The organism is Streptomyces achromogenes (assembly GCF_030816715.1).
GTDB classification, from domain to species: Bacteria; Actinomycetota; Actinomycetes; order Streptomycetales; family Streptomycetaceae; genus Streptomyces; species Streptomyces achromogenes_A.
Map to the genome: position 1 here is coordinate 7494851 of NZ_JAUSYH010000001.1, position 26719 is coordinate 7521569.

The 26719-nt window shown below is 72.2% G+C and carries 22 protein-coding genes and 3 pseudogenes; 12 read left to right on the top strand and 13 right to left on the bottom strand.

Annotated elements, in window-relative coordinates; genetic code table 11:
- Positions 1–39: 39 nt before the first annotated feature.
- Genes QF032_RS33520 through QF032_RS33535 form a run of 4 tightly spaced genes read left to right on the top strand, consistent with a single transcriptional unit; the run spans position 40 to position 3870 of the window.
- Positions 40–957 (top strand): SDR family NAD(P)-dependent oxidoreductase, encoded by a 918-nt coding sequence (locus tag QF032_RS33520; protein WP_307047657.1) that lies wholly within the window; start codon positions 40–42, stop codon positions 955–957.
- Positions 958–980: 23 nt separating this feature from the next.
- The gene (locus QF032_RS33525; protein ID WP_306955850.1) at positions 981–1856 is read left to right on the top strand and encodes an amidohydrolase family protein; all 876 of its coding nucleotides are present in this window, start codon (positions 981–983) and stop codon (positions 1854–1856) included.
- Positions 1857–1868: 12 nt separating this feature from the next.
- Entirely contained in the window at positions 1869–3374 is a 1506-nt protein-coding gene (locus tag QF032_RS33530) for an acyl-CoA synthetase (RefSeq protein WP_307058984.1), read from the top strand.
- Between the two features lie 40 nt (positions 3375–3414).
- Positions 3415–3870 (top strand): MaoC family dehydratase, encoded by a 456-nt coding sequence (locus QF032_RS33535; protein ID WP_307047659.1) that lies wholly within the window; start codon positions 3415–3417, stop codon positions 3868–3870.
- A gap of 97 nt (positions 3871–3967) precedes the next feature.
- Here the strand turns inward: QF032_RS33535 and QF032_RS33540 are convergent, their stop codons facing one another.
- The 5 genes and pseudogenes from QF032_RS33540 to QF032_RS33560 all read right to left on the bottom strand — a co-directional run.
- Positions 3968–5647: a histidinol-phosphatase gene (locus QF032_RS33540; protein WP_307058986.1), complete on the bottom strand. Its 1680-nt coding sequence runs from the start codon at positions 5645–5647 to the stop codon at positions 3968–3970.
- A gap of 18 nt (positions 5648–5665) precedes the next feature.
- Positions 5666–7507, bottom strand: a complete 1842-nt coding sequence (locus QF032_RS33545) for a LamG-like jellyroll fold domain-containing protein (protein ID WP_307058988.1) — start codon at positions 7505–7507, stop codon at positions 5666–5668.
- Between the two features lie 40 nt (positions 7508–7547).
- Positions 7548–8996: pseudogene (locus QF032_RS33550) on the bottom strand (glycoside hydrolase family 2 TIM barrel-domain containing protein); the annotation flags it as partial.
- A pseudogene (locus tag QF032_RS33555) lies at positions 8977–9111 on the bottom strand (carbohydrate ABC transporter permease); the annotation flags it as partial. The pseudogenes QF032_RS33555 and QF032_RS33550, both read right to left, overlap by 20 nt.
- A gap of 1 nt (position 9112) precedes the next feature.
- A pseudogene (locus QF032_RS33560) lies at positions 9113–9535 on the bottom strand (PfkB family carbohydrate kinase); the annotation flags it as partial.
- Between the two features lie 195 nt (positions 9536–9730).
- Here QF032_RS33560 and QF032_RS33565 point away from each other — a divergent pair.
- From QF032_RS33565 to QF032_RS33575, 3 genes are all read left to right on the top strand, one after another.
- A complete protein-coding gene (locus QF032_RS33565) occupies positions 9731–10495 on the top strand; it encodes a DeoR/GlpR family DNA-binding transcription regulator (RefSeq protein WP_307050427.1) in 765 nt (254 codons plus the stop codon).
- Positions 10492–11829 carry a 6-phospho-beta-glucosidase gene (locus QF032_RS33570; protein ID WP_307047665.1) on the top strand — a complete coding sequence of 446 codons (1338 nt, stop codon included), beginning with the start codon at positions 10492–10494 and terminating at the stop codon, positions 11827–11829. Before QF032_RS33565 ends, QF032_RS33570 begins: the two co-directional genes overlap by 4 nt.
- A gap of 94 nt (positions 11830–11923) precedes the next feature.
- Positions 11924–14986 carry an alpha-mannosidase gene (locus QF032_RS33575; protein WP_307058991.1) on the top strand — a complete coding sequence of 1021 codons (3063 nt, stop codon included), beginning with the start codon at positions 11924–11926 and terminating at the stop codon, positions 14984–14986.
- A gap of 340 nt (positions 14987–15326) precedes the next feature.
- On the opposite strand, the gene QF032_RS33580 is transcribed toward QF032_RS33575, so the two are convergent.
- Both QF032_RS33580 and QF032_RS33585 read right to left on the bottom strand, forming a co-directional pair.
- Positions 15327–17015: a carbohydrate binding domain-containing protein gene (locus QF032_RS33580; protein ID WP_307058993.1), complete on the bottom strand. Its 1689-nt coding sequence runs from the start codon at positions 17013–17015 to the stop codon at positions 15327–15329.
- Positions 17016–17160: 145 nt separating this feature from the next.
- Positions 17161–18309 carry an ATP-grasp domain-containing protein gene (locus tag QF032_RS33585; RefSeq protein WP_306947401.1) on the bottom strand — a complete coding sequence of 383 codons (1149 nt, stop codon included), beginning with the start codon at positions 18307–18309 and terminating at the stop codon, positions 17161–17163.
- Between the two features lie 351 nt (positions 18310–18660).
- Between QF032_RS33585 and QF032_RS33590 the strand changes: the two genes are divergently transcribed.
- Both QF032_RS33590 and QF032_RS33595 read left to right on the top strand, forming a co-directional pair.
- On the top strand, positions 18661–19521 hold the full coding sequence (locus tag QF032_RS33590) for a metallophosphoesterase family protein (RefSeq protein ID WP_307058995.1): 861 nt from the start codon (positions 18661–18663) through the stop codon (positions 19519–19521).
- Positions 19518–20234, top strand: a complete 717-nt coding sequence (locus QF032_RS33595; protein ID WP_307058997.1) for a 4'-phosphopantetheinyl transferase family protein — start codon at positions 19518–19520, stop codon at positions 20232–20234. The genes QF032_RS33590 and QF032_RS33595 overlap by 4 nt, the downstream gene beginning before the upstream one ends.
- Positions 20235–20253: 19 nt before the next feature.
- Here the strand turns inward: QF032_RS33595 and QF032_RS33600 are convergent, their stop codons facing one another.
- From QF032_RS33600 to QF032_RS33610, 3 genes are all read right to left on the bottom strand, one after another.
- On the bottom strand, positions 20254–20514 hold the full coding sequence (locus QF032_RS33600; RefSeq protein WP_307058999.1) for a hypothetical protein: 261 nt from the start codon (positions 20512–20514) through the stop codon (positions 20254–20256).
- Between the two features lie 296 nt (positions 20515–20810).
- Complete coding sequence (locus QF032_RS33605; RefSeq protein ID WP_307050429.1) at positions 20811–21341, bottom strand: toxin-antitoxin system, toxin component; 531 nt, start codon at positions 21339–21341, stop codon at positions 20811–20813.
- A 32-nt stretch (positions 21342–21373) separates the two neighbouring features.
- Positions 21374–22027, bottom strand: coding sequence for a helix-turn-helix domain-containing protein (locus tag QF032_RS33610; RefSeq protein WP_306947394.1), 654 nt, complete (start codon positions 22025–22027; stop codon positions 21374–21376).
- Positions 22028–22268: 241 nt separating this feature from the next.
- On the opposite strand from QF032_RS33610, the gene QF032_RS33615 reads away from it, so the two are divergent.
- Positions 22269–22937, top strand: a complete 669-nt coding sequence (locus QF032_RS33615; RefSeq protein WP_307059000.1) for an MmyB family transcriptional regulator — start codon at positions 22269–22271, stop codon at positions 22935–22937.
- Between the two features lie 87 nt (positions 22938–23024).
- Here the strand turns inward: QF032_RS33615 and QF032_RS33620 are convergent, their stop codons facing one another.
- From QF032_RS33620 to QF032_RS33630, 3 genes are read right to left on the bottom strand one after another with little or no spacing between them, the layout of a single operon-like run.
- The gene (locus tag QF032_RS33620) at positions 23025–23963 is read right to left on the bottom strand and encodes a PDR/VanB family oxidoreductase (protein ID WP_307059003.1); all 939 of its coding nucleotides are present in this window, start codon (positions 23961–23963) and stop codon (positions 23025–23027) included.
- Entirely contained in the window at positions 23956–24132 is a 177-nt protein-coding gene (locus QF032_RS33625) for a hypothetical protein (RefSeq protein ID WP_307047681.1), read from the bottom strand. The genes QF032_RS33620 and QF032_RS33625 overlap by 8 nt, the downstream gene beginning before the upstream one ends.
- On the bottom strand, positions 24129–25196 hold the full coding sequence (locus QF032_RS33630) for an aromatic ring-hydroxylating dioxygenase subunit alpha (RefSeq protein ID WP_307047684.1): 1068 nt from the start codon (positions 25194–25196) through the stop codon (positions 24129–24131). The genes QF032_RS33625 and QF032_RS33630 overlap by 4 nt, the downstream gene beginning before the upstream one ends.
- Before the next feature lie 233 nt (positions 25197–25429).
- On the opposite strand from QF032_RS33630, the gene QF032_RS33635 reads away from it, so the two are divergent.
- Positions 25430–25582, top strand: a complete 153-nt coding sequence (locus QF032_RS33635; protein ID WP_307060480.1) for a hypothetical protein — start codon at positions 25430–25432, stop codon at positions 25580–25582.
- 279 nt (positions 25583–25861) lie between these two features.
- On the top strand, positions 25862–26680 hold the full coding sequence (locus tag QF032_RS33640; protein WP_306947381.1) for a phospholipid scramblase-related protein: 819 nt from the start codon (positions 25862–25864) through the stop codon (positions 26678–26680).
- Positions 26681–26719 lie beyond the last annotated feature (39 nt).

Consider the following 26719-nt stretch of genomic DNA (forward strand, 5'->3'; position numbering starts at 1 on the left):
GATATAGAAGCCGCACCCCCCATGTGAAGGGACACCGTCGTGCCCAGCATCGATCTCACCGGCAAGGTCGCCGTCGTCACCGGCAGCGGCCGGGGCCTCGGCCTCGCCTACGCGCACGCCCTGGTCGCCCACGGCGCGGCCGTCGTCGTCAACGACGTCGACGAGGCGGTCGCCGAGCAGGCCGTGAAGTCCCTCGTCGAGGCGGGCGGCAGGGCCGTCGCCGAGGTGGTCCCGGTCGGTACGACCGAGGCGGCCGAGCGGCTGGTGAACCGGGCCGTGGAGGAGTTCGGACGGCTCGACGTCCTGGTCACCAACGCGGGCATCCTGCGGGACAAGGTCCTGTGGAAGATGACCGACGACGACTTCGACGCGGTGATCGCCACCCACCTCAAGGGCACCTTCACCTGCGCCCGCGCCGCCGCGGTGCGGATGCGCGAGCAGGGCGAGGGCGGCACGCTGATCCTCGTCGGCTCCCCGGCCGGCCAGCGCGGCAACTTCGGCCAGACGAACTATGCGGCCGCCAAGGCGGGCATCGCCGCGTTCGCCCGGACCTGGTCGATGGAGCTGGGCCGCGCGAACATCACCGTCAACGCGATCGTCCCGGTGGCCGCCACCGCGATGACCGAGACCATCCCCGCCTTCGCCCCGTACGTCGAGGCCCTGAAGAACGGCGAGCCGTTCCCGGACTTCCTGCGCAAGGGCGAGGGCTTCGGCACCCCCGAGGACTGCGCGGCGCTCGTGCCCTTCCTGGCCTCGGAGGCCGCCCGGGGCGTCACCGGCCAGGCCATCGGCATCGGCGGCGACAAGGTGGCACTCTGGTCGCATCCGCAGGAGATCCGCACGGCCTACGCCGACGGCGGCTGGACGCCCGAGACACTGGCCGACGTCTTCCCGACCTCGGTCGGCGCCGCACTCGAGTCGGTCGGCATCCCGGCCCCCACGTTCCCGGAGGCGTGATGAGTCCCGCCGCGACCCCCGCCATGAACGTCGACGAACTGGTCGCCATCGACGTCCACACCCATGCCGAGGTGTCGTCCAAGGGGCACTCCTCCCTGGACGACGACCTGCACGACGCGTCCTCCGCCTACTTCAAGGTCGAGGGCAAGCGGAAGCCGACACTGGAGGAGACGGCCCGCTACTACCGTGAGCGCAGAATGGCCGCCGTGATCTTCACGGTGGACGCCGAGTCCGCGACCGGCACGGCGCCGGTGCCCAACGAGGAGGTCGCCGAGGCCGCCGCCGCCAACGCCGACGTCCTCATCCCGTTCGCCTCCATCGACCCCTTCCGGGGGAAGGCGGGCGTGAAGCAGGCCCGCCGTCTGGTGGAGGAGTACGGGGTCAAGGGCTTCAAGTTCCACCCCAGCATCCAGGGCTTCTTCCCCAACGACCGCTCGGTGGCGTACGACCTGTTCGAGGTGATCGAGGAGACGGGGACCATCGCCCTGTTCCACACCGGCCAGACGGGCATCGGCGCCGGAGTCCCGGGCGGCGGCGGGATCAGGCTCAAGTACTCCAACCCGCTGCACGTGGACGACGTCGCCGCCGACTTCCCGCACCTCAAGATCATCCTGGCGCACCCGTCGTTCCCCTGGCAGGACGAGGCCCTGGCGGTCGCCACCCACAAGCCGGGCGTGCACATCGACCTGTCCGGCTGGTCGCCGAAGTACTTCCCGCCGCAGCTCGTGCAGTACGCCAACACGCTGCTGAAGGACAAGGTCCTCTTCGGCTCCGACTTCCCCGTCCTCACTCCCGACCGCTGGCTCGCCGACTTCGACAAGCTGACGATCAAGGACGAGGTGAAGCCGAAGATCCTCAAGGAGAACGCCGCCCGTCTGCTCGGGCTGACCACACCGTAAGGGGCGTGGACAATGCGCAACGAGGGACTGGGGTCCTGGCCCGCCCGCCGGGCCCGCAAGACCCCGCACCGCACCGCCCTGGTCCACGACGGCCTGCCGACGGACTACCGCACCCTGCACACCCGCACCACGCGCCTGGCGCACGCGCTGCGCGCCCGGGGCGTGCATCGCGGCGACCGCATCGCCTACCTCGGCCCGAACCACCCCTCCTACCTGGAGGCCCTGTTCGCCGCCGGCGTCCTCGGCGCGGTGTTCGTCCCCCTGAACACCCGCCTCGCCGGGCCCGAGATCGCCTACCAGCTCGCCGACTCCGGAGCCAAGGCCCTCATCTACGGGCCTTCGCACGCGGGCCTCGTCGCCGGACTGCCCGGGCACACGGACGTCCGGACGTACCTGGAGGTCGGGGCCGAGTACGAGGAGGCGCTCGGCTCGGCGCCCGACGAGCCGATCGACACACCGGTCGCCCCCGACGACACCTGCATCATCATGTACACCTCGGGGACCACCGGCCGCCCCAAGGGGGCGATGCTCACCCACGGCAACCTCACCTGGAACGCGATCAACGTCCTCGTCGACACGGACCTGATCGCCGACGAACGCGCCCTCGTCTCCGCGCCGCTGTTCCACACGGCCGGACTGAACATGCTGACCCTGCCGGTGCTCCTCAAGGGCGGCTGCTGCGTCCTCGTCGAGGCCTTCGACCCGGAGGCCACCCTCGGCCTGATCGAGCAGCACCGGATCACGTTCATGTTCGGGGTGCCGACCATGTTCGACCAGGTCGCCCGGCATCCGCGCTGGGCCGCCGCCGACCTGTCCTCGCTGCGCATCCTGACCTGCGGCGGCTCCCCGGTGCCCTCCCCGCTCATCGCGGCCTACCAGGAACGCGGCCTGACCTTCCTGCAGGGCTACGGCATGACCGAGGCCTCGCCCGGCACGCTCTTCCTGGACGCCGAGCACGCCGTCAGCAAGGCCGGCTCGGCGGGCGTCCCGCACTTCTTCAGCGACGTGCGGGTCGTAGGGCCGGACCTGGCCCCCGTCGAGACCGGCGAGACCGGCGAGGTCGTGGTCCGCGGTCCGCACGTCATGCCCGGCTACTGGGGGCTGCCCGAGGAGACGGCCGCGGCCTTCGCCGACGGCTGGTTCCGCAGCGGGGACGCCGCCCGGGTCGACGAGGACGGATACGTGCACATCGTCGACCGCATCAAGGACATGATCATCTCGGGCGGGGAGAACATCTACCCCGCCGAGATCGAGGACCTGCTGCTGGCCCACCCCGACATCGTGGAGTGCGCGGTCATCGGGGTCGCGGACGACAAGTGGGGCGAGGTGCCCCGCGCGGTCGTCGTATCCCGCGAGGGCGTCCGGCTCGACCCCGACCAGGTGCTGGCCTCGCTGGCGGGCCGGCTCGCCAAGTACAAGATCCCCAAGTCGGTGGTGGTCGCCGACGAACTGCCGCGCACCGCCTCCGGCAAGCTCCTCAAAGCCCGGGTGCGCTCCCGGTTCGGCACCGACTCCTGAACAACTCCGCCCAGAGCAACTCCCTTGTGAGGAACGGTATATGAGCATCATCGTCAACGGTCTGGACGAGCTGAGGAAGCTGTCCGGCAGCGACCTGGGCACCAGCGAGTGGATCGAGGTCACCCAGGAGCGCATCGACACGTTCGCCGACGCGACCGGCGACCACCAGTGGATCCACGTGGACCCGGAGAAGGCCGCGGCAGGACCCTTCGGAGCGCCGATCGCCCACGGTTACCTGACCCTGTCCCTCTTCATCCCCCTCTTCACCGAGCTGCTCGACGTCCAGGGCGTCACGACCAAGGTCAACTACGGCCTGAACAAGGTCCGTTTCCCCTCGCCGGTCAAGGTCGGCTCGCGGATCCGTCTCGTCGGCAAACTGACCGACGTCGAGGACGTCCCGGGCGGTGTGCAGATCACCGTCGACGGGGCGATCGAGATCGAGGGCGGCACGAAGCCCGCGGCCGTGCTGCAGAGCCTCTCGCGGTTCTACGGATGAGGGCTGTGCCCCGAGCACCGCGGGGGTGAGGTGAGCCGGGGAACCGCGGACCGGTGGTGGCCGGCCGCGCGGTTCCCCGCACCCCTTCCGGGGCGCCTCAGCTCGCGACGTCCACGAAGACCGGGTTCGAGTAGAACCAGGTGTCCGCCCACGGGTCGCCGTTGCCCGGCTCGTGCGGGACCGGACCCCGCGGGTCCACCGAAGCGCCCAGGTAACCGGTTCCGCCCCGGTTGCCGTCGCTGCCGCGCAGCCGGACGTAGAAGGACTCGTCGCCCACCGGGAGTGGGACGCACAGGGTGTACGTGCCCTTGCGGCCGCTCACGTCGGTGGAACACACCACCCTGGTGTCGGGCGCCCGCCAGGAGTCCCGGTCGGCCACCGGACCGCGCACCGCGCCGCGGATCACGTCCACGTGCGCCAACTCCGGCAGGACCCCTTGCGGGTTGGGGCGGGAGGCGGTGGTCACCGTGATGTCCAGGGTGAGCTTCTCGCCCCGGCGCACCCGCAGCCGTCCGCCGAGGGTGACGCCCCGGCCGCCGCCGTGCTCGCGCCGCAGCCGCACCTCGAGCCCGTCCAGCAGATGCCCGTGGTCCAGCCAGACGCGGCCCTTCCGCAGGCCCGTCATCACCGCGCGGTAGCCGTAGCCGGTGACGCCCACATGGGTGCGGCTGAACTGGCCCGGCCAGAAGTCGCTGCCCGGCTGTGGGGCGTCGGTGTGCACCGGGCCCGGCAGCCTGCCGGTGTCGTCGAAGGTCTGCCCGGCCGGCCAGTCGCCGTTCTTCCAGGTGTCGAAGACGGTCCGGTGGTTGTCGGAGTTGGTGGTGATCGTGAACAGCCGGCCCTCGGCCAGCATCGAGTCCCACAGACCGCCCACGGTCGCGGTCGCCCAGTCGAAGCCGCCGTACGTGAGGTACGCGTCCGCCGGGTAACCCGCCCAGGACTGCGCCGACGGCTTGTTCTCGTACTCGCCGCGGATCGACGTGACGCCGCGCAGGCCGGGGAGCGCCGCGCCCTGGGCGCCGGGCGCGCCCTCCATGCCGATCATGATGTCGGGGGCCGCGTCGCGCCAGCCGCGCAGCTCGTGCGGGGAGTCGATGCCCAGGCGCAGCGGGTGGTTGGCGAGCACGAGGACGTCGTCGACGTAGCCGGTGCGACGCTGCTCGGCCAGCCACTTCAGCGCCTTCACCGCGTGCGCCTCGTTGCGGGCGGTGTCCGCGTCGGCGGCACCGCCCTTGTCGTACCCCAGCAGCTTGCCGTCGTAGGCCAGCTCGAACCGGGTGAGCAGGTCGACCTCGTGCGGGCCGGGCGCGGCGAACACCGTGCAGTGCTCGGCGGCCGGGATGTACCACTCCAATCCCTGAAAGATCAGCCGGCGCGGGTTCGCGGCGCGGGCCTTGACGATCTCCCGGTGCTCCAGCGCGGCGCCGTAGCGGGCGTGCCCGAAGTTGGAGTGCTCGTTGAACACCATCCAGTCCAGGCCGTACCGGGCGGCGGCCCGCGCCTGCTGGGAGAACGTGTACTTCGCGTCGTGGCTGTACACGGAGTGCACGTGGTGGTCGCCGACCAGGTAGGCGAGCCGCGGGTCCTCGCCGCCGCAGCCCCTCTCGTCGGCCGCGGCCGGACCGGCGAGGGCGGGCGTGGTCGCGCCGCCCAGCGTGAACGCGGCGCCGAACAGGCCGGCACGGCGCAGGAGCTGACGCCGGGACACGCCCTGGGGGTCGAGCGCGGCGGAGGAGACGGACGGGTCGGCCCAGTCGGGCAGTTGCTGCTCGGTCATCGCAACGTCCATGAGGTCTCAGTGGTTCAGGAAGGAGGTCACGGGCAGCGCCCGCTCGACGATGCGCACGTCGCCGAGGCGGCCGTGCAGGATCTGGTCGATCTGTCCGGCGTACGTGTAGCCGCCGAGCAGCCAGGGCAGCCCGACGGAGGCGATGCCGACGGCCGCGGCCTTCGGGTTGCGGACCACGGGGCAGCCCTCGACGTACAGCGTGGTGTGCCGGCCGTCGTTGACGACCGCGAGGTGCCACCAGGTCTCCAGCGGCGTCTCCTGGCCCCAGTGGGTGGCGATGCCCTGCTGGTTCAGCGGACGCGTCGCCCACTGCGGTTCCCGGTCGTTGGAGAGCGAGAGGGTGGCGAGCGGTTCGTCCGGGTCGTCGGCGGACTTGCCCGCGGCGCCGCCCGTGCCGGTCCGGCCGACCAGCCCCGACCAGGCGTGGTGCGCCGGGTCCCAGTCGGCGGGAAGACGGTAGAACGCCTCGACGGTGTAACCGTGTGCGAAGGTCGCCGAGTTCAGCGGGGCGCCGTCGACCGTGCGCAGGTAGGCGCCCCTCAGCGGGGACTTGAAGCCCCGGAACTCCAGGCTGCCGTGTCCGGGCTGGTCGGGATGGTGGTCGGACGACCAGCCGAGCGTGCCGCCGCCGACCGCGACGACCGTGAGGTCGTTGCCGCGCCCGGACAGGTCACGCACGGTCCCGGAGACGGCCGAGCCGTCGGCGTGCCCGTCGAACCGCCAGTACGCCGCCGTGCCCGGCACGAGGACCTTCGACACGGGCCGCGCCGGGCGGGCCGGCACCGGATCGAACCCGGCGAAACGCTCGGCGAAGTCGATGCCGACCGTGAACCGGTCGGCGTCGCCGCTCAGTTCGAGCTCCTGCCGCTCCAGTTCGCCCAGCCCCTCCGCCGCCCGCCCCATGATCCAGGGCGAAACGGTCTCCACGTCGATGACGTTCCGGTCGAGGTCGAAGCGGTACAGGCGGATCATCGCGGCGCCGCCGAAGTACCGGTTCTGGTAGTTCGTCAGATGCAGATGGACGTCGTGTCCGGCGGCGTTCTTCCGCGTCGCGCGGCCGGCGGGCCAGTAGTGCCCGTTGAGCGTGAGGAAGATCTGGTCGTGGTCCTCGATCAGCCGGTCCCACAGCTGCTGCCCGTACGCCGAGAGCGCGTCGTCCTCGGCGACCAGCTCGTGGGTGGTCAGCACGACCGGCGTCCTCGGGTGCCGGGCGAGGACGCCGGCGGCCCAGGCGTACCCCTGTTCCGACAGCCGCCAGTCCAGCGCCAGCACCATCCACTGCCGGCCGCCCGCGCGGAACAGGTGGAAGGTGTTGTAGCCGTCCGGGGAGGCTCCGCCGAAGGTGGGCTTCCCCCGGAGGCGCTGCGGGCCGAAGGCCTCCAGGTACGGGGTCGTGCCGCGCTGGTCGGTCGTCGACGACTTCACGTCGTGGTTGCCGGCCAGCACGCTGTAGCCCACCCCGCGCCGGTCAAGCAGCCCGAACGCCTCGCCGATCGCGGCGACTTCCGCCTGCGCGCCGTTCTGGGTGAGGTCCCCCAGGTGGGACAGGAACACGAGGTTCTCGTCCCCGCCCCGCGCCAGCAGATAGCGCAGCGACGCCTCGACCGGCGCCCTGTCGATGCTCGGCCCGTCGAAGAGGTACTGCGTGTCGGGCATGACGGCGAGCGTGAAACGGCGGCTGTCGGGGTCCGGGCGCCACCGGGCGGGAGCCGCCTCGGCGGTGGCCGGCAGTGCCAGGCCGGCCGTCGCGGCGGCGCCGAGCACGGCGGTGGCCCGCAGAAAGCCGCGTCTGCCGGCGCCGGCAGACGCGACGGCCTCTTCCTGAATGTGGGCATGCGAAGTACACACGTGCTGCTCCGTTGCGAAGTCCGTTACCGGGGAGAGGGGTTCACAGGACGCGCAGGATCCAGCTCCAGCGGTGGACGCCTGCCGGGACGAGGTAGGAGGGGAGGGTGTCGGGGCCGCACGACGCGGTGCCGAGGCCGCGGTGCGCGGAGTCCACGTGCACGACGCAGCCCCCGCGCGCGGTGAGCTCGTCGTGGTGGGCGACGGCCGTCAGGTCCTCGGCGCGGTAGCGCGTGACGGAGACCTGGCGCGGCTCGTCCAGCGTGACCGCGAGCCCCGTGGCGTCCGGCGCCGAGAGCGTGAAGTGCCGCACGCCGTGCCGGCCGCCGCTCTCCTGCGGACGCAGGTAGGGGGTGAAGGCCTCGTCGACGGCGAGCGAGTGATGGCCGACCGGCGCGCCCGAGCAGCGGTCGGGGTAGGACTCCCAAGGGCCCTGCCCGAACCACTCCAGCAGGTCCGGTCCCGCGATCGTCTCGAAGACCGAGCCGACCCGCGGCACGTCGTCGAACTCCTCCGGCAGTTCCGCCTGTTCGTCGATCCGCAGCCCGCCCTCGACCGGCGTGAACACCTGCCGGTGCCGTACGACGCCGCCCGTGCCCGCGTACTCGGCGAGCACGGTCACGCCGTCGCCGTCCTGGTGCACGGAGACCAGCCTGCGCACGAGGGAGTCCGGGCCCCACGCCCGCCAGCGCCCCGCCATGCCGCCCAGTTCGTCGTTGTCGGTGGGCGCCCGCCACAGCGACAGCGTCGGCGCGGCGTGCAGCAGCGGGTGGACGAGGAGTCCGGCGGCGTCGGTCTCGACCCGGCCGGTCCCCGCCGCCGCCCCGAACGGCCCGGCCGTCCGCAGCCGTACCTGCGGCGCGCACACCGCGGTGCCGCGCGGCGCCCACGGCAGGTCCCGCGCCGTCGTCACCCGCAGCGTCAGCCATGCCTCGCCGCCGTCCGGCGGAAGGTCGAAGGGCAGCGGCAGCACGGCCGACCCGCCCGGCCGCAGGTCGGGCAGTTCGGCGGCCGCGGTGAGCGTGCCGCCGTGGGCGAGCGACAGCTCCCACTCGCCCGCGAGCCACTCCAGAGTGCGGAAGTGCTGGTGGTTGGCGACCACCACCCCGTCCTCCCGCAGGCCGTGCAGCCGTACCGGCGCGGCGAGTTCCCGGTGCTCGGACATCACCGGCTTGGGGGTGCGGTCGGGGAAGACCACGCCGTCCGCGATGAACGCGCCGTCGTGGTCCTGCTCGCCGAAGTCGCCGCCGTACGCCCAGCGGTAGCCGGGCGCGGCGACACCGTTGTCATAGAGTCCGGCGCCCCCACGCCCGACCGGTCTCGCGTCGTTCACACCCTGGAGGATGCCGTGGTCCCAGAACTCCCAGATGAACCCGCCCTGAAGACCCGGGGTGGCCTCGATGGCGGCCCAGTGGTCGGCCAGCGTGCCGTTGCTGTTGCCCATCGCGTGGGAGTACTCGCACTGGATGAGCGGCTTGGTCTGCCGCCCGTTCCATGAAGGTGAAGACGCCGAGGAAGGCGAGGCCCGGCCGGACGACGGGCAGGGCCACGTGCCAGTACTGGCGCAGGAAGTGCGCGCCGTCGATGCGGGAGGCGTCGAGGAGCTCAGCCGTAGGCCCGCGCGAGCCCCTGGTCGGTGAGCGAGCGCCACCAGCGGTCGACGCCGTACCAGCCGGGCGCGGCGAGGGCGCCGCCGTGGTGCCGCACGGACAGGGAGGCGGCGAGGACGGCGAACCGCAGCCGCTCCGCCAGCGGCCAGCCGCCGAGCGAGGCCGCCACGAAACTCGCGCCGAACACGTCTCCGGCGCCGGTCGCGTCCAGGACGTCGACGTCCAGGGCGGGGACCTCCGCGTACTCGCCGGTCGTCTGGTCGACCGCGATCGCGCCGTGCGCGCCCCGGGTGACCACGGCCACCGGCACCAGCTCGGCGAGCGTGCCGAGCGCGGCGACCGCGCTGTCGGTGCGGGTGCACGCCGTCGCCTCGGTCTCGTTGGGGAGGAAGGCGTGGCACAGGGCCAGCTGATCGAGCAGGCCACCCGTGAGGACGAGGTCGTAGAAGAGCAGCCCGGTGAGCAGCACCTCGGGCCGGTCGTCGTCCACCGCACATCCTCTCGTCAAAAGTCTTCATTTCGGTGACCGAAATCGTGCGCCCCTCCGCGAGATTGGTCAGTACTTCAGCAGAAGTGAGCATAGATTTGATTGAAGATGACGAGTAGTGTTCACGTCGTGCTGGCAGAACGACGACATCAACTCATCCTGCGGGCCCTGCGCGCCGGGGGCCCCGCGGCCGTGACCGATCTCTCCGAGGAGCTGGGTGTGAGCCCGGCCACGATCAGGCGCGACCTGGTCAGGCTCGAGGAGGACGGTCTGCTCACCCGGGTGCACGGCGGGGCCGTCGCGGAGCAGGGCGACCAGCCCCTCGCCGAGGTGGCCGAGGTGCGGGTGGCCGAGAAGGACGCGATAGCCGCCCGGGCCGCGGCGATGGTCGAGGACGGCCAGACGGTGCTGCTCGACATCGGCACCACCGCCTACCGGCTGGCCCGGCAGCTGCACGGCCGCAGACTCACGGTGATCACCAGCAACCTGGTGGTCTACGAGGAGCTCGCCGACGACGAGGGCATCGAGCTGGTGCTCCTCGGCGGCATGGTCCGCCGCGAGTACCGTTCCCTGGTGGGTTTCCTCACCGAGGACAACCTGCGCCAGCTGCACGCCGACTGGCTCTTCCTCGGCACCAGCGGAGTGCGCCCGGGCGGGCAGGTGATGGACACGACGGTCGTCGAGGTGCCGGTCAAACGGGCCATGATCAAGGCCGGCGGCAAGGTCGTCCTGCTGGCCGACGCGGCGAAGTTCCCGGGCAGGGGCATGGCGAAGGTCTGCGGTCCCGAGGACCTGGACGTGGTGGTGACGAACGGGCCGGTCGACCCGGCGACCCGGTCCTCCTTCGAGGAGGCGGGCGTCGAGGTGGTGCTGGCAGGAGAGGTGCAGGCGTGAAACTGACGATTCTGGGCGGCGGCGGCTTCCGGGTGCCGCTCGTGTACGGCGCGCTCCTGACGGACCGCGGCGAGGGGCGCGTCACCGACGTCGTCCTGCACGACCTGGACGACGACCGGCTGCGGGCGGTCGCCCGGGTGCTCGCGGAGCAGGCCGCCGCCGTGCCCGACGCCCCCCGGGTCACCGCCACCACCGACCTCGACGAGGCCTTGCGCGGCGCCGACTTCGTCTTCTCCGCGATCCGCGTCGGCGGCCTCGAGGGCCGGGCCGCCGACGAGCGGGTGGCCCTCGCCGAGGGCGTCCTCGGCCAGGAGACGGTCGGCGCCGGAGGCATCGCCTACGGTCTGCGGACCGTCCCCGTCGCCGTCGACATCGCCCGCCGGGCGGCCCGTCTCGCCCCCGACGCCTGGGTCATCAACTTCACCAACCCGGCGGGGCTCGTCACCGAGGCGATGTCCCGCCACCTCGGCGACCGCGTCATCGGCATCTGCGACTCGCCCGTCGGCCTCGGCCGCCGTATCGCCCGGGTGCTCGGCGCCGACCCGAAGCAGGCGTGGATCGACTACGTCGGCCTCAACCACCTCGGCTGGGTCCGCGGCCTGCGGATCGCCGGCCGCGACGAACTCCCGCGGCTGCTCGCCGACCCCGACCTGCTCGGCTCCTTCGAGGAAGGCAAGCTCTTCGGCGTCGACTGGCTGCAGTCCCTCGGCGCGATCCCCAACGAGTACCTGCACTACTACTACTTCAACCGGGAGACCGTCCGCGCCTACCAGCAGGCCGAGAAGACCCGCGGCGCCTTCCTCGCCGACCAGCAGGCCCGCTTCTACGAGGAGATGCGCGACCCCGGCGCGGCGGCCCTGGCCGCCTGGGACCGCACCCGCGCCGAACGCGAGGCCACCTACATGGCCGAGAACCGGGAGAGCGCCGGGGCCGGCGAACGCGACGCCGACGACCTCTCCGGAGGCTACGAGAACGTCGCCCTCGCCCTGATGCGGGCCATCGCCCGCGACGAGCGCACCACCTTGATCCTCAACGTCCGCAACCAGGGCGCCCTGTCGGTGCTGGACGCCGACGCCGTGATCGAGGTGCCCTGCCTCGTCGACTCCGGCGGCGCCCATCCGGTGGCCGTCGCCCCGCTGCCCGAGCACGCCACCGGGCTGGTCTGCGCGGTGAAGGGCGTCGAACGCGAGGTGCTCGCCGCCGCCGGGTCCGGCTCCCGGGCGAGGGCCGTCAAGGCGTTCGCGCTGCATCCGCTGGTCGACTCGGTGAACGTGGCCCGACGGCTGGTCGAGGGCTACACCGACGTCCACCCAGGGCTCGCGTACCTTAAGTAGCCCCACCGGAGGGCAAGCGCTTTCCCTCCGGTGGGTCCCGCCCCCCGGCCCCCGGGCCTCCCCGCACTTCGTGGTCCCTCCCTGGAGATTCCCCATGCATGACGAACGCCGCCGCATCGAGGAGCGCGTCGAGCGCGTCCACAACCAGCGCGTCAAGCCCGCGGTCTACGCGGCCACCGTGCCCCTCGAGGTCGAGGCCTGGCAGGCGCCGGGGGAGCCGGTGAGCTTCGAGGAGGCCGCGGCCGCCGCCTACGAGCCGTTCGCCATGGACACCCCGTGGGGCCCGCCCTGGGGCACCACCTGGTTCCGGATGCGCGGCCGGGTGCCCGCCGAATGGGCCGGCCGGCGCGTCGAGGCCGTCATCGACCTCGGCTTCGTCGGCGACTGGCCCGGCAACCAGGCCGAGGCCCTCGTCCACCGCACCGACGGGACGCCGCTGAAGGCCGTCAACCCGCTCAACCAGTACGTGCCGATCGGCAACCCTGCGACGGGCGGCGAGAGCGTCGACTACCTCGTCGAGGCGGCCTCCAACCCCGACATCCTGGCCGGCGACTTCGCCGCGCCGACCCCGCTCGGCGACGTGCTGACGGCCGGCGACCGTCCGCTGTACACCTTCCGCCGCGCCGACCTCGCCGTCCTCGACGAGCAGGTCTGGCACCTCGACCTCGACCTCCAGGTGCTGCGCGGGCTGATGGTCCACCTCGCCGAGCACGAGCCGCGCCGCCACGAGATCATGCACGCCCTGGACCGGGCCATGGACACCCTCGACCTGGACGACGTCTCCGGCAGCGCCGCCGCCGTCCGCGAGGTCCTCGCCCCGGTCCTGGCCCGGCCCGCGCACGCCAGCGCCCACACCATCTCCGGCGTCGGTCACGCGCACATCGACTCCGCCTGGCTGTGGCCGATCCGCGAGACCAAGCGCAAGACCTCCCGCACCTTCTCCAACGTCACCGCGCTCGCCGACGAGTACGAGGACTTCGTCTTCGCCTGCTCCCAGGCCCAGCAGTACGAGTGGGTGCGCGACAACTACCCGCACGTGTGGGCGCGCATCCAGGAGTCGGTGAAGAAGGGACAGTGGGTCCCGGTCGGCGGCATGTGGGTCGAGTCCGACGGCAACCTGCCCGGCGGCGAGGCCATCGCCCGGCAGCTCGTCCACGGCAAGCGGTTCTTCCTCGAGCACTTCGGCGTCGAGACCAGGGGTGTCTGGCTGCCGGACTCCTTCGGCTACAACGCGGCCTACCCCCAGCTCGCCAAGCTCGCCGGCAACGACTGGTTCCTCACCCAGAAGATCTCCTGGAACCAGACCAACAAGTTCCCCCACCACACCTTCTGGTGGGAGGGCATCGACGGCACCCGCATCTTCACCCACTTCCCGCCGGTCGACACCTACAACGCCCGCTTCAGCGGCGAGGAGATGGACCGCGCGGTGCGCAACTACTCCGAGAAGGGCGGCGGTACGCGTTCCCTCGCCCCCTTCGGCTGGGGAGACGGCGGCGGCGGTCCCACCCGCGAGATCATGGAACGGGCCCGCCGGCTCGCCGACCTGGAAGGCTCGCCGAAGGTCGTCGTCGAGCACCCCGACGTCTTCTTCGCCAAGGCCCGCGAGGAATACCCGGACGCCCCGGTGTGGGTGGGCGAGCTCTACCTGGAGCTGCACCGCGCCACCTACACCACGCAGGCACGCACCAAACAAGGCAACCGACGGTCCGAACACCGGCTCCGCGAAGCCGAGTTGTGGGCGACCACGGCCGCGCTGCACGCGCCGGGCTACGCCTACCCGTACGACCGGCTCGACCGGCTCTGGAAGACGGTGCTGCTGCACCAGTTCCACGACATCCTGCCGGGCTCCTCGATCGCCTGGGTGCACCGCGAGGCTGAGGCCGAGTACGCCCGGGTCGCCGGGGAGCTGGAGGCGCTGACCGCCGAGGCGGTCGCCGCGCTGGGCGCGGGCGCCACCCGGGTGTTCAACACCAGCCCCTACGACCGCGCCGAGGTCCTCCGCACCTCCGCGGGGGCGCCGGCCTACGTGGAGGTCCCCGCGAACGGCACCGCGCCCCTGGCCGCGCCCACCGTCGGGTCCCCGCAGCCGGTGACGGTCACCGGCCTGACCCTCGACAACGGCCTGGTCCGCGTGGAGCTGGCGGCGGACGGCACGCTGTCCTCGGTGCGCGACCTGCGCGCGGACCGCGAGGTCCTCGCCGGCCCCGGCAACCTGCTCCGCCTGCACACGGACCTGCCCAACTACTGGGACGCCTGGGACATCGACAAGCACTACAAGAACCGTTTCACGGACCTGCTCGACCCGGACTCGGTCACCGTCGTCGAGGACGACCCGCTGCTCGGCGCCCTGCGCGTCACCCGGTCCTTCGGCAAGGGCTCGACCCTCACCCAGACGATCACCCTCCGGGCCGGCAGCCCCCGCGTCGACATCGAGACCGACCTCGACTGGCACGAGGCCGAGAAGATCCTCAAGGCCGCCTTCCCGGTCGACGTCCGCGCGCCGCACTCGTCCGCCGAGATCCAGTTCGGCCACGTCCAGCGGCCCACCCACACCAACACCAGCTGGGAGGCGGCCCGTTTCGAGGTCTCCGGCCACCGCTGGGTGCACGTCGGCGAACCCGGCTACGGCGTCGCGGTCCTCAACGACTCGACGTACGGCCACGACGTCTCCCGCACGGTCCGCGAGGACGGCGGCACGACGACCACGGTCGCCCTCAGCCTGGTGCGCGCCCCGCGCATCCCGGACCCCGAGGCCGACCAGGGCCGGCACCGCTTCACGTACTCCCTGCTGCCCGGCGCCACGATCGCGGACGCGGTCGCCGAGGGCTACGCCCTCAACCTGCCGTTGCGGGTGGCCGAGTCGGCCGGCGCCGCGGAGCCGGTCGTGTCCGTGGACGGCGACGGCGTGACCGTGGAGGCCGTCAAGCTCGCCGACGACCGGTCGGGCGACGTCGTGGTGCGGCTGTACGAGTCCCGCGGCGGACGGGCCCGGGGCGTGCTGCGCGCCGGCTTCCCGCTGGCCGGCGCGGAGGTCACCGACCTGCTGGAACGGCCGCTGGAGGAGGAGGCCGCCGCCGCGGTGCCCGGCGACGGCACGGTCGAGGTGACCCTGCGCCCCTTCCAGATCCTGACGCTGCGACTGCGCCGGGGCGCGTGACGTCCGGCGCGCACCGCCGGCCCGGCCGTTCCTCGCCTACCGCCGGCCGACCGTTCCTGACACACCGTCGGGCCGGCCGGCCGTTCCCCGTGACAGCGGCCGGCCGGCCCGATCCCCCGTGTCCCGAGGATCCCCCGTCGATCCCCGGGGCTTCCCCCGTCGTTCCCTGTGCTTCCCCCCAAGGGCCGGCGCTCCCCCGGTGGCCCTTCCCCTTTGAGAGTCCGTGGGTACGCCCCTGATACACCCCTGGTGGAAAAAAGTCCCCCGGACCGGGATCCGGGGGACTTTCACGGCCGTGGGGGAGGCTTCGGCCGGGCTTCCTCGGCTCGCGCCGGGAGGCTCAGCCGGTGAAGCCGGCCGTGATGGAGGTGAACTGCCAGGTGCTCTGGCTGATGCCGGAGCAGTTGCTCACCACGCCCCCGCCCGGACACGGCCGGTCGCGGTTGACGGCCCAGTAGGCGAGCCGGGCGATGTGGTGGGAGTTGGCCCAGTCCCGGATGGATGTCCAGATCGCCGGGGTGGTGTTCTCCTGCTGGTCGGACAGGCCGTTCATGCCCGAGACGCCGATGTGGGCGTAGGCGGTCGCGTCGTCCCAGCCGAAGGTGGACTTCAGCTTGTTCTTCAGGCCCTCGGTGGCGTTCACGGTGTTGCCGTACATGTCCGAGCCGCCGCCGAAGTCGAACGGCATGATGGTGAAGACGTCGATGTCGGCGCCGAGCGACCTGGCCTGCTCGACGAGGCGGTTGCCGTAGTACGTCGGCCCGGTGGTCGACGTCCCGAAGGTGACGATGGTCTTCAGCCCGGGGTTGTTCGCCTTCACGGTCTTCAGCGCGGTGAGGATCCGTGCCTGCACGGCCTCGTTCTCGAACTCGTCGGTGTTCTCGATGTCCATGTCGATCGCCTTGAGCGAGTAGGCGTCGATCACCTTCTGCAGGGCGCCCGCGAGCGCGCCCGCCGAGGAGCAGTTGGCGCCGAGTTTGCTGCCCTGCCAGCCGCCGAACGAGGGCACGATGTCGCCGCCCGCCGAGCGGATCTGGTTGACGACGCTCTGGTCGACCCCGCCGGCCAGCGCCCGGTTGCCGTCCCACAGGGGGTTGCAGCCGCCGCCGTCCAGCACGAACGCCATGGTGAACCACTTGACGCCGGTCGCGTTCATCACCGTGGTCACGTTCGGCGGGTCTCCCCACCCTTCGAACAGGTAGGGCGCGGCCTGCTTGAACCCGGTGCCGCCGCCCCCGCCCGCGCTGGTCGTGACGGACACGGAGTTGGAGGCCGCCGAGGTGTTCCCGGCGGCGTCGCGCGCCTTCACGGTGAAGGTGTATCCCGTGCCGGCGGACAGCCCGCTGACCGTGGCGGCCGTGCCGGAGACGGTGAGCACCTTCGCGGACCCGCTGTAGACGTCGTAGGACGTGACGCCGACGTCGTCGGTGGCGGCGTTCCAGGACAACGACACGCTGGACGACGTCCTGCCGGTCGAGGTGAGCCCGCCGGGCGCGGTCGGGGCCCGCGTGTCCGTGCCGTCCCCGCCGCCGGGTCCGTCGAGGCTGACGTCGTCGGCCTGGTAGGCGCCCTGGGCGTACCAGCCGTGGACGTAGATCGTGGCGCTGGTCTGCGAGGCCCCGGTGGTGAAGGACACCGACAGCCGGCTGTACGCCGAGGGCGACGACGTCCAGGTGGAGGCGCCGCCGTCGACGCCGAGGTACACGTAGGAGCCGCGCACCCAGCCGGTCAGCGCGTAGGCGGTGTTCGGCCGGACGGAGACGGTCTGGCTGCACTGGGCGTTGTCGCTCGAACTCACCGCCCCCGTGAGGGCCTTGGACCCGCTGTGGGTGGGCGAGGAGACGACGGAGCCGAGATTGCCCGTACAGGACCAGGGCGACAGGGCGCCCGACTCGAATCCGGGATTGGTGAGGACGTTGGCCGCCTGGGCGGTGCCCGGCAGGGCCACGGCGCCGGCGAGGGCGAGCCCGGCGGTGCCGAGCAGGGCGAGGAAGCGACGCCATGGGCGTCGAAGGGGTGTGCTGCGCACGCGATCTCCCTGAAGGAATGGGGGTGTTCGGGAGTGCAGGGGAGTGCAGGGGGTGCGCAACAAAGTTGGTATGGACCAATCCGCCTGTCAAGGCGACGGACAGGATTGGTCCATACCGGTGAGCGATATATCCGTTTCGGGCTTTCTAGAACGGCAGCGCCTGCGCGGCCGGCGCCACCTCGACGGAGTCGGCCGGGGCGGGCATGGCCGGCAGCAGCGGCTCGGCCGCCACCTCGTCCATGCGCTGGTGCGGCAGCGTCACCGCGCGCAGCGGCCGCGGGCCCGACACCACCGTGTAGTCCTGTCCCAGGAACGGCGGCACGACCTCGCCCGGATCCTCGCCGAGCGCCAACTGCACTGCGGCCCAAGGGGCGTTGACGCCGCACAGGGACAGCTGGTGCAGTCCGCCGGCCGGGCGGGTGTTGACGTCCATCAGGACCGGCCGGTCGCCGAACATCCGGAACTGGATGTTGGACAGGTAGTGCAGCCCGAAGCCCTCGGCGATGAGCCGCGCCGGCTCCAGCCACTGCTCGTGCAGGGTGAAGCCCCGCCGGCGGCCGTTCTTCGTCCGGCCGATGGCCATGCGCACGACGTTGTCGGGGCCGGTGAGGCAGTCCACGGACACCTCCGGCTGCTCCAGGCGCGGCATGACGAGCCAGTCGACCGTCTCCCCGTCCTGCTCCTCGGCCTGCTTCAGTACCTCGACCACCGCGTCCAGCTGGACGTAGGGGCTGGGGAAGCCGGTGAGGTGCGACAGCGAGAAGGGCGCCCGGGTGATCATGCGGAAGCCGACCCCGCCCGCGCCGGACGCCGGCTTGAAGCACGGCTTGTGTCCCGCGTCCTCCAACTCCTCGACAGCGGCCACGAGTTCGTCCGCCGACCGGATCCGGTACCACGGCGGCACGGGCACGCCGATCGCCTGCACGGCCTCGTACGCGATCACCTTGTCGTGGAAGACGGCGACGGCCTCCGGCGGCGGCGCCAGCAGCGCGGTGCCGACCGCCTCGAAGTCGGCGCGGTGCGCCACGATCGCCGACTGGTGCAGCCGGGGCACGAAGACGTCGATGCCGCGGCGCCGGCACTGGGCCAGCGCGTACTCGACGTACGCCGCCGGGGAGAGGCCCTCCGGCTCGAGCTCGGCGGTGTCGGCGGCGGCCAGCACGGGGGAGTCGGCGTCACCGTGCGTGGCATGGATCTCGACGGCGCGGTCGCTGGGATTTCGTCGCAGCTGATCCGTGAAGAACACGTTCTCCGCGTACGTGCGGTTGAGCCAGACGCGTACGCGAGAGACCATGCGAGGCCGCCTTTCACGGTTCGCGGGCAGGGCGAAGCAGGCCCGGCCCGGGCAGGGGGAATGGTGGGTCACCAAACCGCCCTGCGGAAGGGACGTCCATGGCGGTGGTGTTGGGGCGATCATACGGCTTCCCGGGGGTGCCGCGTGCAACGCGGGTGTTACGGAATCGCCGATCTTGTTCACGTGTGGCGCCCGATCCGGTAAGGGGGCGCTCCGGCGCAGGTGAAGCCCTGTGCGGGCGCCACGGACGACGTGATTCGACCTTGTACCGGGGCCGCGAATGTGTTCTCGTGGGCACACTGGTGTGTGCATGTGGATACGGAGCGTGGGCTCCTGAGCGGGGGGTGTGAAGTGACGTCGAAGGCCGGTGCCGCCGGGCGACTGCTGGCCATCAGCGATCTGCACATCGGCTATGCGGAGAACCGGGCCCTCGTCGAGGCCATGGTCCCCGAGACGGACGAGGACTGGCTGCTCGTGGCCGGCGACGTCTCGGAGAACACCGCCGACATCCGCTGGGCGCTGAAGACCCTCGCGAGCCGCTTCCGCAAGGTCGTCTGGGCTCCCGGCAACCACGAGCTGTGGACGCACCCCACCGACCCGGTCACCCTGCGCGGGGTCGCCCGCTACGAGCACCTGGTGGAGCTCTGCCGCGACCTGGGCGTGACGAGCCCCGAGGATCCCTACCCGGTGTGGGAGGGCCCCGGCGGCCCGGTTGTCGTCGCGCCGCTGTTCCTGTTGTACGACTACACGTTCCTGCCGGCCGGCTGCACGACCAAGGAGGAGGGGCTGGCCTACGCGGAGGGCACGGGCATCGTCTGCAACGACGAGTACCTGCTGCACCCCGACCCGTACCCGAGCCGCGAGGCGTGGTGCCGGGCCCGGGTCGCCGAGACCGAGCGGCGGCTCGCCGAGATCGACGCGGACCTGCCGACGGTCCTCGTCAACCACTACCCGCTGCACCGTCACCCCATGGACGTCCTGTGGCACCCCGAGTTCGCCATGTGGTGCGGCACCGCCCTCACCGCGGACTGGCACCGCCGGTTCCGCGTCGAGGCCATGGTCTACGGCCACCTGCACATCCCACGCACCACCCGGCAGGACGGCGTCCGCTTCGAGGAGGTGTCGGTGGGCTACCCACGCGAGTGGCGCAAGCGCCCGCAGCCGCCGGGCCGCCTGCGGCGCATCCTGCCCCGGGAGGACGAGACCTCGTGATCGATGAACTGTTGCCCGCTTCCGTCGTGGCGGTGGAGGCGTTCGGCGAGGAGGGCGTCCGCGAGTTCGGCAACACGCCGCTGTACCCGCAGGAAGCGGCGCTGGTGGTCCGGGCCGTCGACAAGCGGCGCCGCGAGTTCACCGTCGTCCGCGGCTGCGCCCGGCGCGCCATGGAGAAACTGGGGGTGCCCGCGCAGCCCGTGCTGCCCGGCGAGCGCGGCGCGCCGTGCTGGCCGGACGGCGTCACGGGCAGCATGACGCACTGCGCCGACTACTCGGCGGCGGCCCTGGTGCGGGCCGCGGACCTGGCCTCGCTCGGCATCGACGCCGAACCCCACGGGCCGCTGCCCGAGGGCGTGCTGGCCGCCGTCGCCCTGCCCGCGGAGAAGGCGCGGCTCGAGCGGCTGACCGCGGACCGTCCCGAGGTGCACTGGGACCGGCTGCTGTTCAGTGCCAAGGAGTCCGTCTACAAGGCGTGGTTCCCCCTCACCCGAAAGTGGCTGGACTTCGGGGAGGCCGACATCGAGATCTCGGCAGACGACGGCCGCACCGCCGTCACTACCGGGCCGGCCGCGGGTGCGCAGGGCGGGTTCCGGGCCCGGCTGCTGGTCCCCGGGCCGGTGGTCGGCGGGCGTCGCGTCGAGCACTTCGACGGCCGCTGGACCGTACGCCACGGGCTGGTGGCCACGGCGGTGACGGTGCCGCACTCCTGAGGCTGCCGCCGCCCGCGGTTCATCTGCCGGGGCACCAGCTGTGCAGCAGCCGGAAGAACTCCTCCTCGTTGCCGGTCAGCCCCGCGTCGGCCAGCGCCTGCTCGGCCTCCGCCAGCACGGCGGGCGGCACCACCGGGGGCCGACGGTCGTGCGGCGGCAGGGAGGCGCCGGCGTGCGCACCGCCCTCCTCGTCGCCGAAGGCGGCCCGCACGGTGTGCAGCAGCCGGAGATAGGCCTGGACGGCGGTGCGTTCGCGGTCGGTCAGTACGGCAGTGGGCATCGGTCGGCTCTCCCCGTGTCGGCGTCGTCGTCTGCCACGCGCCCCCACGGCGCGTACGCCACCGTGCGGCGGCGCACCCCCAGCTTGCCGCCCACCACTGACAATCCGGCCGTCCTCCACGTCGGTTCGCCCGCTCAGCGCAGGCGCCGCCCGCGCCGGACTCCGTGCGGGAAACCGTTCCTGAGCTGCGTGAAGGGCCCGTGTACGGGCCGCCGGAGGCCCGGATCGGGACGGAGCGCGCCAAGGTCCGTCACCCGCCGAACGCGCCCGGCGCGCGCCCCCGAGGGCGCCGCCGCTCAGTTCTGCGGTCCCAAGTACCCGAGCGAGGCCTCGATACGGCCCGCCAGGTGGTCCCGCTGACCCCGGCCCCGGGGTGCCGACCCCGGCAGCCAGGTGCGGCACTTGCTGGCCAGCAGCAGACCGAAGCTCTCCGCCTGCCGCTCGTCGGCCAGGTCGAAACGGGTGCGCGCCGCCACGCTGCGGACCGTCGCCCGCAGGTCGGCTCCGTCGTTCAGTAAACGGGCCGCGACCGCCGCGCCTTCGACGTGATGACTGCAGTGCCCCGCCTTCATGTGCCACAGCTCGTGCCCGAGGATCACCAACTGGTGGTCGGGCGCGGTGCGTTCCTCGATGACGACGAGGTCCTGGTCCGCCATGTCGAGCCACAGCCCGCTGGCCGTGTCCGCGGGGAAGGGGGCCATCCGGAAGTGCACGGGGCGGCCGCGCCGTCTGCTCATCCCGTCGCACAGAGCGGTGTACAGGTCGGCCGGCGGGGCGGGGGCCGGGAGGGTCAGCTCCGAGACCAGTTCGCCGCTGAGCCGGCGCATTTCCTTCGCGATGCTCACAGTTCTCCCCCGGATCACGACTCGGGCCGCTTCACGCTCTCCAGGAGCATGTCCAGCCACTCGGCGACCTTGTCGCGGTGCTGGTCGGTGGGCAGCTGGGCGGCCCGCCACGCGATCCCGCGCACGCCGTGGTCCTGGAGCAGCCGCTCCAGCGGGTCCTCGGCGGCCGCGGCCGCCTCCCGCGCGGCGAGCTTCTGCAGCAGCTCCTGCTCGGTGTGCTGCAACGCCCCCGCGAGCGCCTCCGGGTCCTCCGCCGTGAGGAAGCCCGCGTGCACGCGGAAGAAGCGCTGAAGGGCGTCGCAGTGCTCCATCGTGGGACGCCGGTCGCCGTTGATGAGGGCGCCCGCCTGCTGGCGCGACATGCCCGCGCCGTCGGCGATCTCCTGCTGGGTGTACTTGCGGCCGTTCGGCTTGAGCCGCGTACGGCGCAACAGGTCCAGGCGTTGCAGGAAGCGGGCCTGGACATCGGGCTCGCCGGCGGGCCGGCCGCTCAACAGGGCCCTGACCACGGGCTCGGGGACACCGGAGGCGACGGACAGCCGCCCGGTGCCGAAGACCTCCGCGTGCGCCACGCCGAGCCGGTCGGCGAGCCCGGCGACACGGGCGACGACGGCCGACAGCAGCACCGTCGCCGTGGCGCCCGGAACCTCGAAGCCATCCTCCGCCACCGACAGGTCTCCTAGGTCTCTCACGTCCCTCTCACCGGGGCACGCTCATCGGCACAGACGGTCGCCGTGAACTTGTGGAGAGTAGCGGGTGTTTCGAACTCACATCCAGGTCTCGCCACAACTGTGGCCAATTTCAGCCGTCAACGAGCATGGAATGCCACGATAGTTGACATGACTGCGCCCCGGCAGCAGGATCGGGGCGCCGCGTGAAGGCCGCAGAGGCAAGAGGGGTGACCTCCCGATGGCGCATCAGGCAGGTGGGCAGCGGTCCATACCGCGTCCCGTCCCCGAAGGACCCGAGGCCCAGGCGTATCTGCAGGACTGCGCCGTCTACCTGGAGGCCGTCCCCTTCCCGTCCGTCGTGGTCGACCACCGCTGGGACGTGGTGCAGTCCAACGCTGCTTTCGCGTCACTTTTCCGGGCGGTGAGCCCGCATCCGACGGCCCAGCCGGGCGACAACTTCCTGCGCTTCGTGCTCTTCCACCCCGACGCGCCCTCGGTGCTCGGCGACCACGAGGCCGGCTGGTGCCTGCCGATGCTCGCCGGTTTCGCGGCGGCCGTGGAGCGGCACGGCCACGACCACGGGCTGCTGGCGATCCGCCGTGACATCGCCCAGGACCCGATCATGGAGGCCGCCTACCGGTACGGCCTGCCGCACTGGATCCGCGCGGTCGGCGAGGGCGCCGCGGAGCACGACGGGGCGGTCCGCCCGCTGGTGCATCCCGACCCGCGCTGGGGCGCCACGGACTGCCGCATCGTCGAGGACACCCCGACGGCCCTGCGCGACATGGGGTACACGCGGCTCACGCTGGTGCTGCGCGAGGCGCGTCCCGCCCCCGCGACCCGCAGGGCGCGCGCCGGGCGCCGCGCCGCCGGCCACCTCAGGGTGGTGCCGCCCGCGGAGGCATGAGACCCCCGGGCCGTCGGCGCCCCGCGGGCCGCGGCACGTCCCGCGGGGCACAGGTACGTCCCGCGGGTCACAGGTACGTCCCGCGGGTCACAGGTCGAGGACCAGCTTCCCGCCCTGGCACCGGGACACACAGATCATCATGGTCTCCCCGGCCTCCCGTTCCTCGGCGGTGAGCACCGAGTCGCGGTGCTCGGGCACGCCGTCCAGCACATCGGTCTCACAGGTGCCGCAGGTGCCCTCGGTGCAGGAGAAGAGCACCTCGACGCCGGCCGCGCGCACCGTGTCCAGCACGGACACGCCCGGCGCGACCGTCACCGTACGGCCGCTCTGCGCGAGCTCGACCTCGAACTCCACGTCCGTGCCCGTGGGTTGATCCTTGGCCTGGAACCGCTCGACGTGCAGCGCCCCGGCCGGGCAGCGCTCCTCCACCGCGTCCAGCAGCGGACCGGGGCCACAGCAGTAGACGAGGGCGTCCTCGGGCAGCTCGTCGAGCACCGAGCCGAGGTCCAGCAGACCGGTCTCGTCCTGGGGCGCGACCGTGACCCGTTCGCCGTACCGCGCCAACTCTCCCGTGAACGCCATGGAGTCGCGGGTGCGGCCGCCGTACAGCAGAGTCCACTCGGCGCCCGCCGCCTCGGCGGCCGCCAGCATCGGCAGGACGGGCGTGATCCCGATGCCGCCCGCGATGAACCGGTAACGGGCCGCCGGGCGCAGGGCGAAGTGGTTGCGCGGACCGCGCACCCGGAGCTTGTCGCCCTCCCTCACCTCCTCGTGCACATGAGCCGACCCGCCCCGCCCGGCCGGCTCGCGCAGCACCGCTATCCGCCAGGCGCTCCGGTCGGCCGGGTCGCCGCAGAGCGAGTACTGCCGCTCCAGGTCCGGCCCGAGGGCCACGTCGACGTGGGCGCCGGGCTCCCAGGCCGCGAGCGGCTCGCCCAGGGGATGGCGCAGGGTGAGCGCGAGCACGCCGTCGGCCGCGAACTCCCTCCGTTCTACGACGAGTTCGACTTCCTGGACGTCACTCATGAGGTGCTCCCTTCCGCGGCTCGTGACCTTGGGGGTGGGCGAGCATCCACTCCCACATCACCACCGGGTCCTGCTCGGTGTGCTCGGCTCCGCAGTGGCAGGTGCCGTGCAGGACGTCGGTGCCCGGCAGCCAGTCGATGCGGTAGACCTCGCCGGTGGGGCTGCTCACAGGACCCGCTCCGCCGGCTTGTCGCCCTCCTCCACCAGCCGGGCGAGGATGCGGCGGGCGGCGAGACCGCCGGTGTCGATGTTGATGCTCAGCTCCTGGTAGCCGGACCGCTCCGACCCCAGCGTCCGCTGCAGGAGGTTGAGGGCGTCGACGTCCTGCATGACCACCGTGTGGTTGTTGCCGCGCAGGAACCCGGTGACCTCGTCGTCGTCCGTCGCCCAGTCCCGCGAGACCATCCAGAAGTCGTACACCTTGCCGTCGGCGGACGGGGTGATCGCGTACGTGATCTCGGTGTGGAACCCGTTCGGGTCGCTCCCGTCGGCCTCCGGCAGCACGCCCACCGGCGCGATGCGGCTGTGCAGCAGATACAGGCACGGCGCGTGGTACTCGATGTCCTGCCATCGGGTGATCCGGCCCTCGATGCCGGTCGAACGGGCGTAGAAGGGCGGGCATTCGGCGTCGTCCATGTGCCGGCTCACCCGGACGATCCCGGCGCCCTCGTCGACCTCGGTGGTGATCGGCGTCTCGGCGACCTCGGGCGTGCCGATGTAACCGCCGTGCAGATACGTCTCGTGGGACAGGTCGAGGAGGTTGTCGACGAGCAGCCCGTAGTCCGCGTCGATGGGCTCCATGCCGCGCACGGTCGTCCAGCCGGGGGCGTCCAGGTGCCGGGCGCGCGGGATGGTCCGCGGGTCGGCGAGCGCCGGGTCGCCGATCCACACCCACACCAGGGAGTCCTGCTCGACGACCGGGTAGGCGGTGACCCGGGCGGTGCGCGGGATGCGCTTCTGCCCCGGCACGTACACGCAGGCGCCGGTCGTGTCGTAGGTGAACCCGTGGTAGCCGCACACGATCCGGTCGCCGTCCAGGCGGCTCTCGGAGAGCGGGAACCGGCGGTGCACGCACCGGTCGTGCAGCGCGACCGGCGTGCCGTCCTCCTCGGTCCGGTAGAAGACCAGCGGCTCCCCGAGGATCGTCCGCCCGAGCAGCTCCTCGCGTCCGACCTCGTGACTGTAGGCGGCGACGTACCACTGGTTCCTGGCGAAGGCGGTCATGTGAGGCATGGGGGTTCCCGTCCCTGTCGGCGGGGCGCCGTCGCCCCGCGTGCCGTGGTTGGAAACAGGGTCGTGAGGCGCGTGGTCAGTGCGCAAGGAGGCTTCTGCCAGGCGGAAGTGCATCTACGAAAGAGCTGGTCAGAGACTGGCCCAGCTCGTCCCGCCGACGGACGGCGCGATCTCCGATCATCTCCCGCCCGGCATGCCCAGTGCTCGCCCGGCTCGGGGACGTGCCGGTCGCCGTGTTCGCGGCGGACTGGCAACCGGCGTGGTGGAACCGTGGGTGGGCCGCCCTGCTCGGCGACCCCTGCGCCGCGCCACCGTCACTGCGCAACTTCGCCCGCGACAGGTTCCCGGTGGACGCCGGCCGTGCCCACTCGCGCTGTGGCCGGTGACCGAGGCGGACCGCGACGCCACCGACGCCGCCGTCGTCTCCGACCTGCGCCGCGCCACCGGCCGCTTCCCTCAGGACGCCCGCTTGCCACGCCGGCCGAATGATGCCATGTGAATCGATTCCACCCGGTCGGGGTGCCCCTTGCTGCCGCCATGCGCTCGCTTCCCCCCGGCCCGCATTCGGCGGTGCGTGCCTGGACCGGTGGTCGCGGTGAACGTGCGAGGAGTGCCGGATCGCGGGGGCTGGTCGGGTCCCGGTGGGCGCGGGGTAGTGTGCCCCGGTGAACACGCATTCGAACACGCCTGCAGGCTGGTATCCCGATCCGCACGGAGCGGCCCAGACCCTGCGTTACTGGGACGGCGCCCAGTGGACCGAGCAGACCCACGCCGAGGGCAAGGGCGGCCCCGTCCCGCAGATACCGCAGCAGGCGGGGCCCGACGCCCGGGTCCAGCGCCAGGTGCAGCAGCAGGCCGGCGTCGCGCCGAGCGGTCCCGGCGGCGGCTCCCTGTTCAGCGAGCCGGTGCTGGTGGTGAACCAGAAGGCGAAGCTGATCGAACTCACCAACGAGTACAAGGTGATGGACCAGCAGGGCAACCAGCTCGGCTCGGTGGTCCAGGTCGGCCAGAGCACGCTGCGCAAGATCGTGCGCTTCCTCGCCAGCATCGACCAGTACCTGACGCAACGACTGGAGATCCGCGACGCCCACGGGCAGCCGGTGCTGCTGCTGACCCGTCCGGCGAAGATCTTCAAGTCGCGGGTGCTGGTGACCCGTCCCGACGGGCAGCCGGTCGGCGAGATCGTCCAGCAGAACGTCTTCGGGAAGATCAACTTCGCGATCAACGCGGAGGGCCGACAGGTCGGCGCCATCAAGGCGGAGAACTGGCGGGCGTGGAACTTCGCGATCGTCGACCACGCGGACAACGAGGTCGCCCGGATCACCAAGACCTGGGAAGGCCTCGCCAAGACGATGTTCACCACCGCGGACAACTACGTCCTGCAGATCCACTACCAGCTGCCCGAGCCGCTGCTGAGCCTGGTCGTCGCCACGGCCCTGACCGTCGACACCGCGCTCAAGCAGGACGCGCGCGGTTTCGGCTGACCCTCCCGGCGGACGCGCGCGGGGCGCGGCTCACACCCT

Coding starts and splice junctions, on each gene's coding strand:
- QF032_RS33530 (WP_307058984.1), top strand. CDS start 1,869: ATGCGCAACGAGGGACTGGGGTCCTGGCCCGCCCGCCGGGCCCGCAAG.
- QF032_RS33540 (WP_307058986.1), bottom strand. CDS start 5,647: ATGACCGAGCAGCAACTGCCCGACTGGGCCGACCCGTCCGTCTCCTCC.
- QF032_RS33585 (WP_306947401.1), bottom strand. CDS start 18,309: ATGGTCTCTCGCGTACGCGTCTGGCTCAACCGCACGTACGCGGAGAAC.
- QF032_RS33575 (WP_307058991.1), top strand. CDS start 11,924: ATGCATGACGAACGCCGCCGCATCGAGGAGCGCGTCGAGCGCGTCCAC.
- QF032_RS33525 (WP_306955850.1), top strand. CDS start 981: ATGAACGTCGACGAACTGGTCGCCATCGACGTCCACACCCATGCCGAG.
- QF032_RS33620 (WP_307059003.1), bottom strand. CDS start 23,963: ATGAGTGACGTCCAGGAAGTCGAACTCGTCGTAGAACGGAGGGAGTTC.
- QF032_RS33535 (WP_307047659.1), top strand. CDS start 3,415: ATGAGCATCATCGTCAACGGTCTGGACGAGCTGAGGAAGCTGTCCGGC.
- QF032_RS33605 (WP_307050429.1), bottom strand. CDS start 21,341: ATGCGCCGGCTCAGCGGCGAACTGGTCTCGGAGCTGACCCTCCCGGCC.
- QF032_RS33615 (WP_307059000.1), top strand. CDS start 22,269: ATGGCGCATCAGGCAGGTGGGCAGCGGTCCATACCGCGTCCCGTCCCC.
- QF032_RS33600 (WP_307058999.1), bottom strand. CDS start 20,514: ATGCCCACTGCCGTACTGACCGACCGCGAACGCACCGCCGTCCAGGCC.
- QF032_RS33630 (WP_307047684.1), bottom strand. CDS start 25,196: ATGCCTCACATGACCGCCTTCGCCAGGAACCAGTGGTACGTCGCCGCC.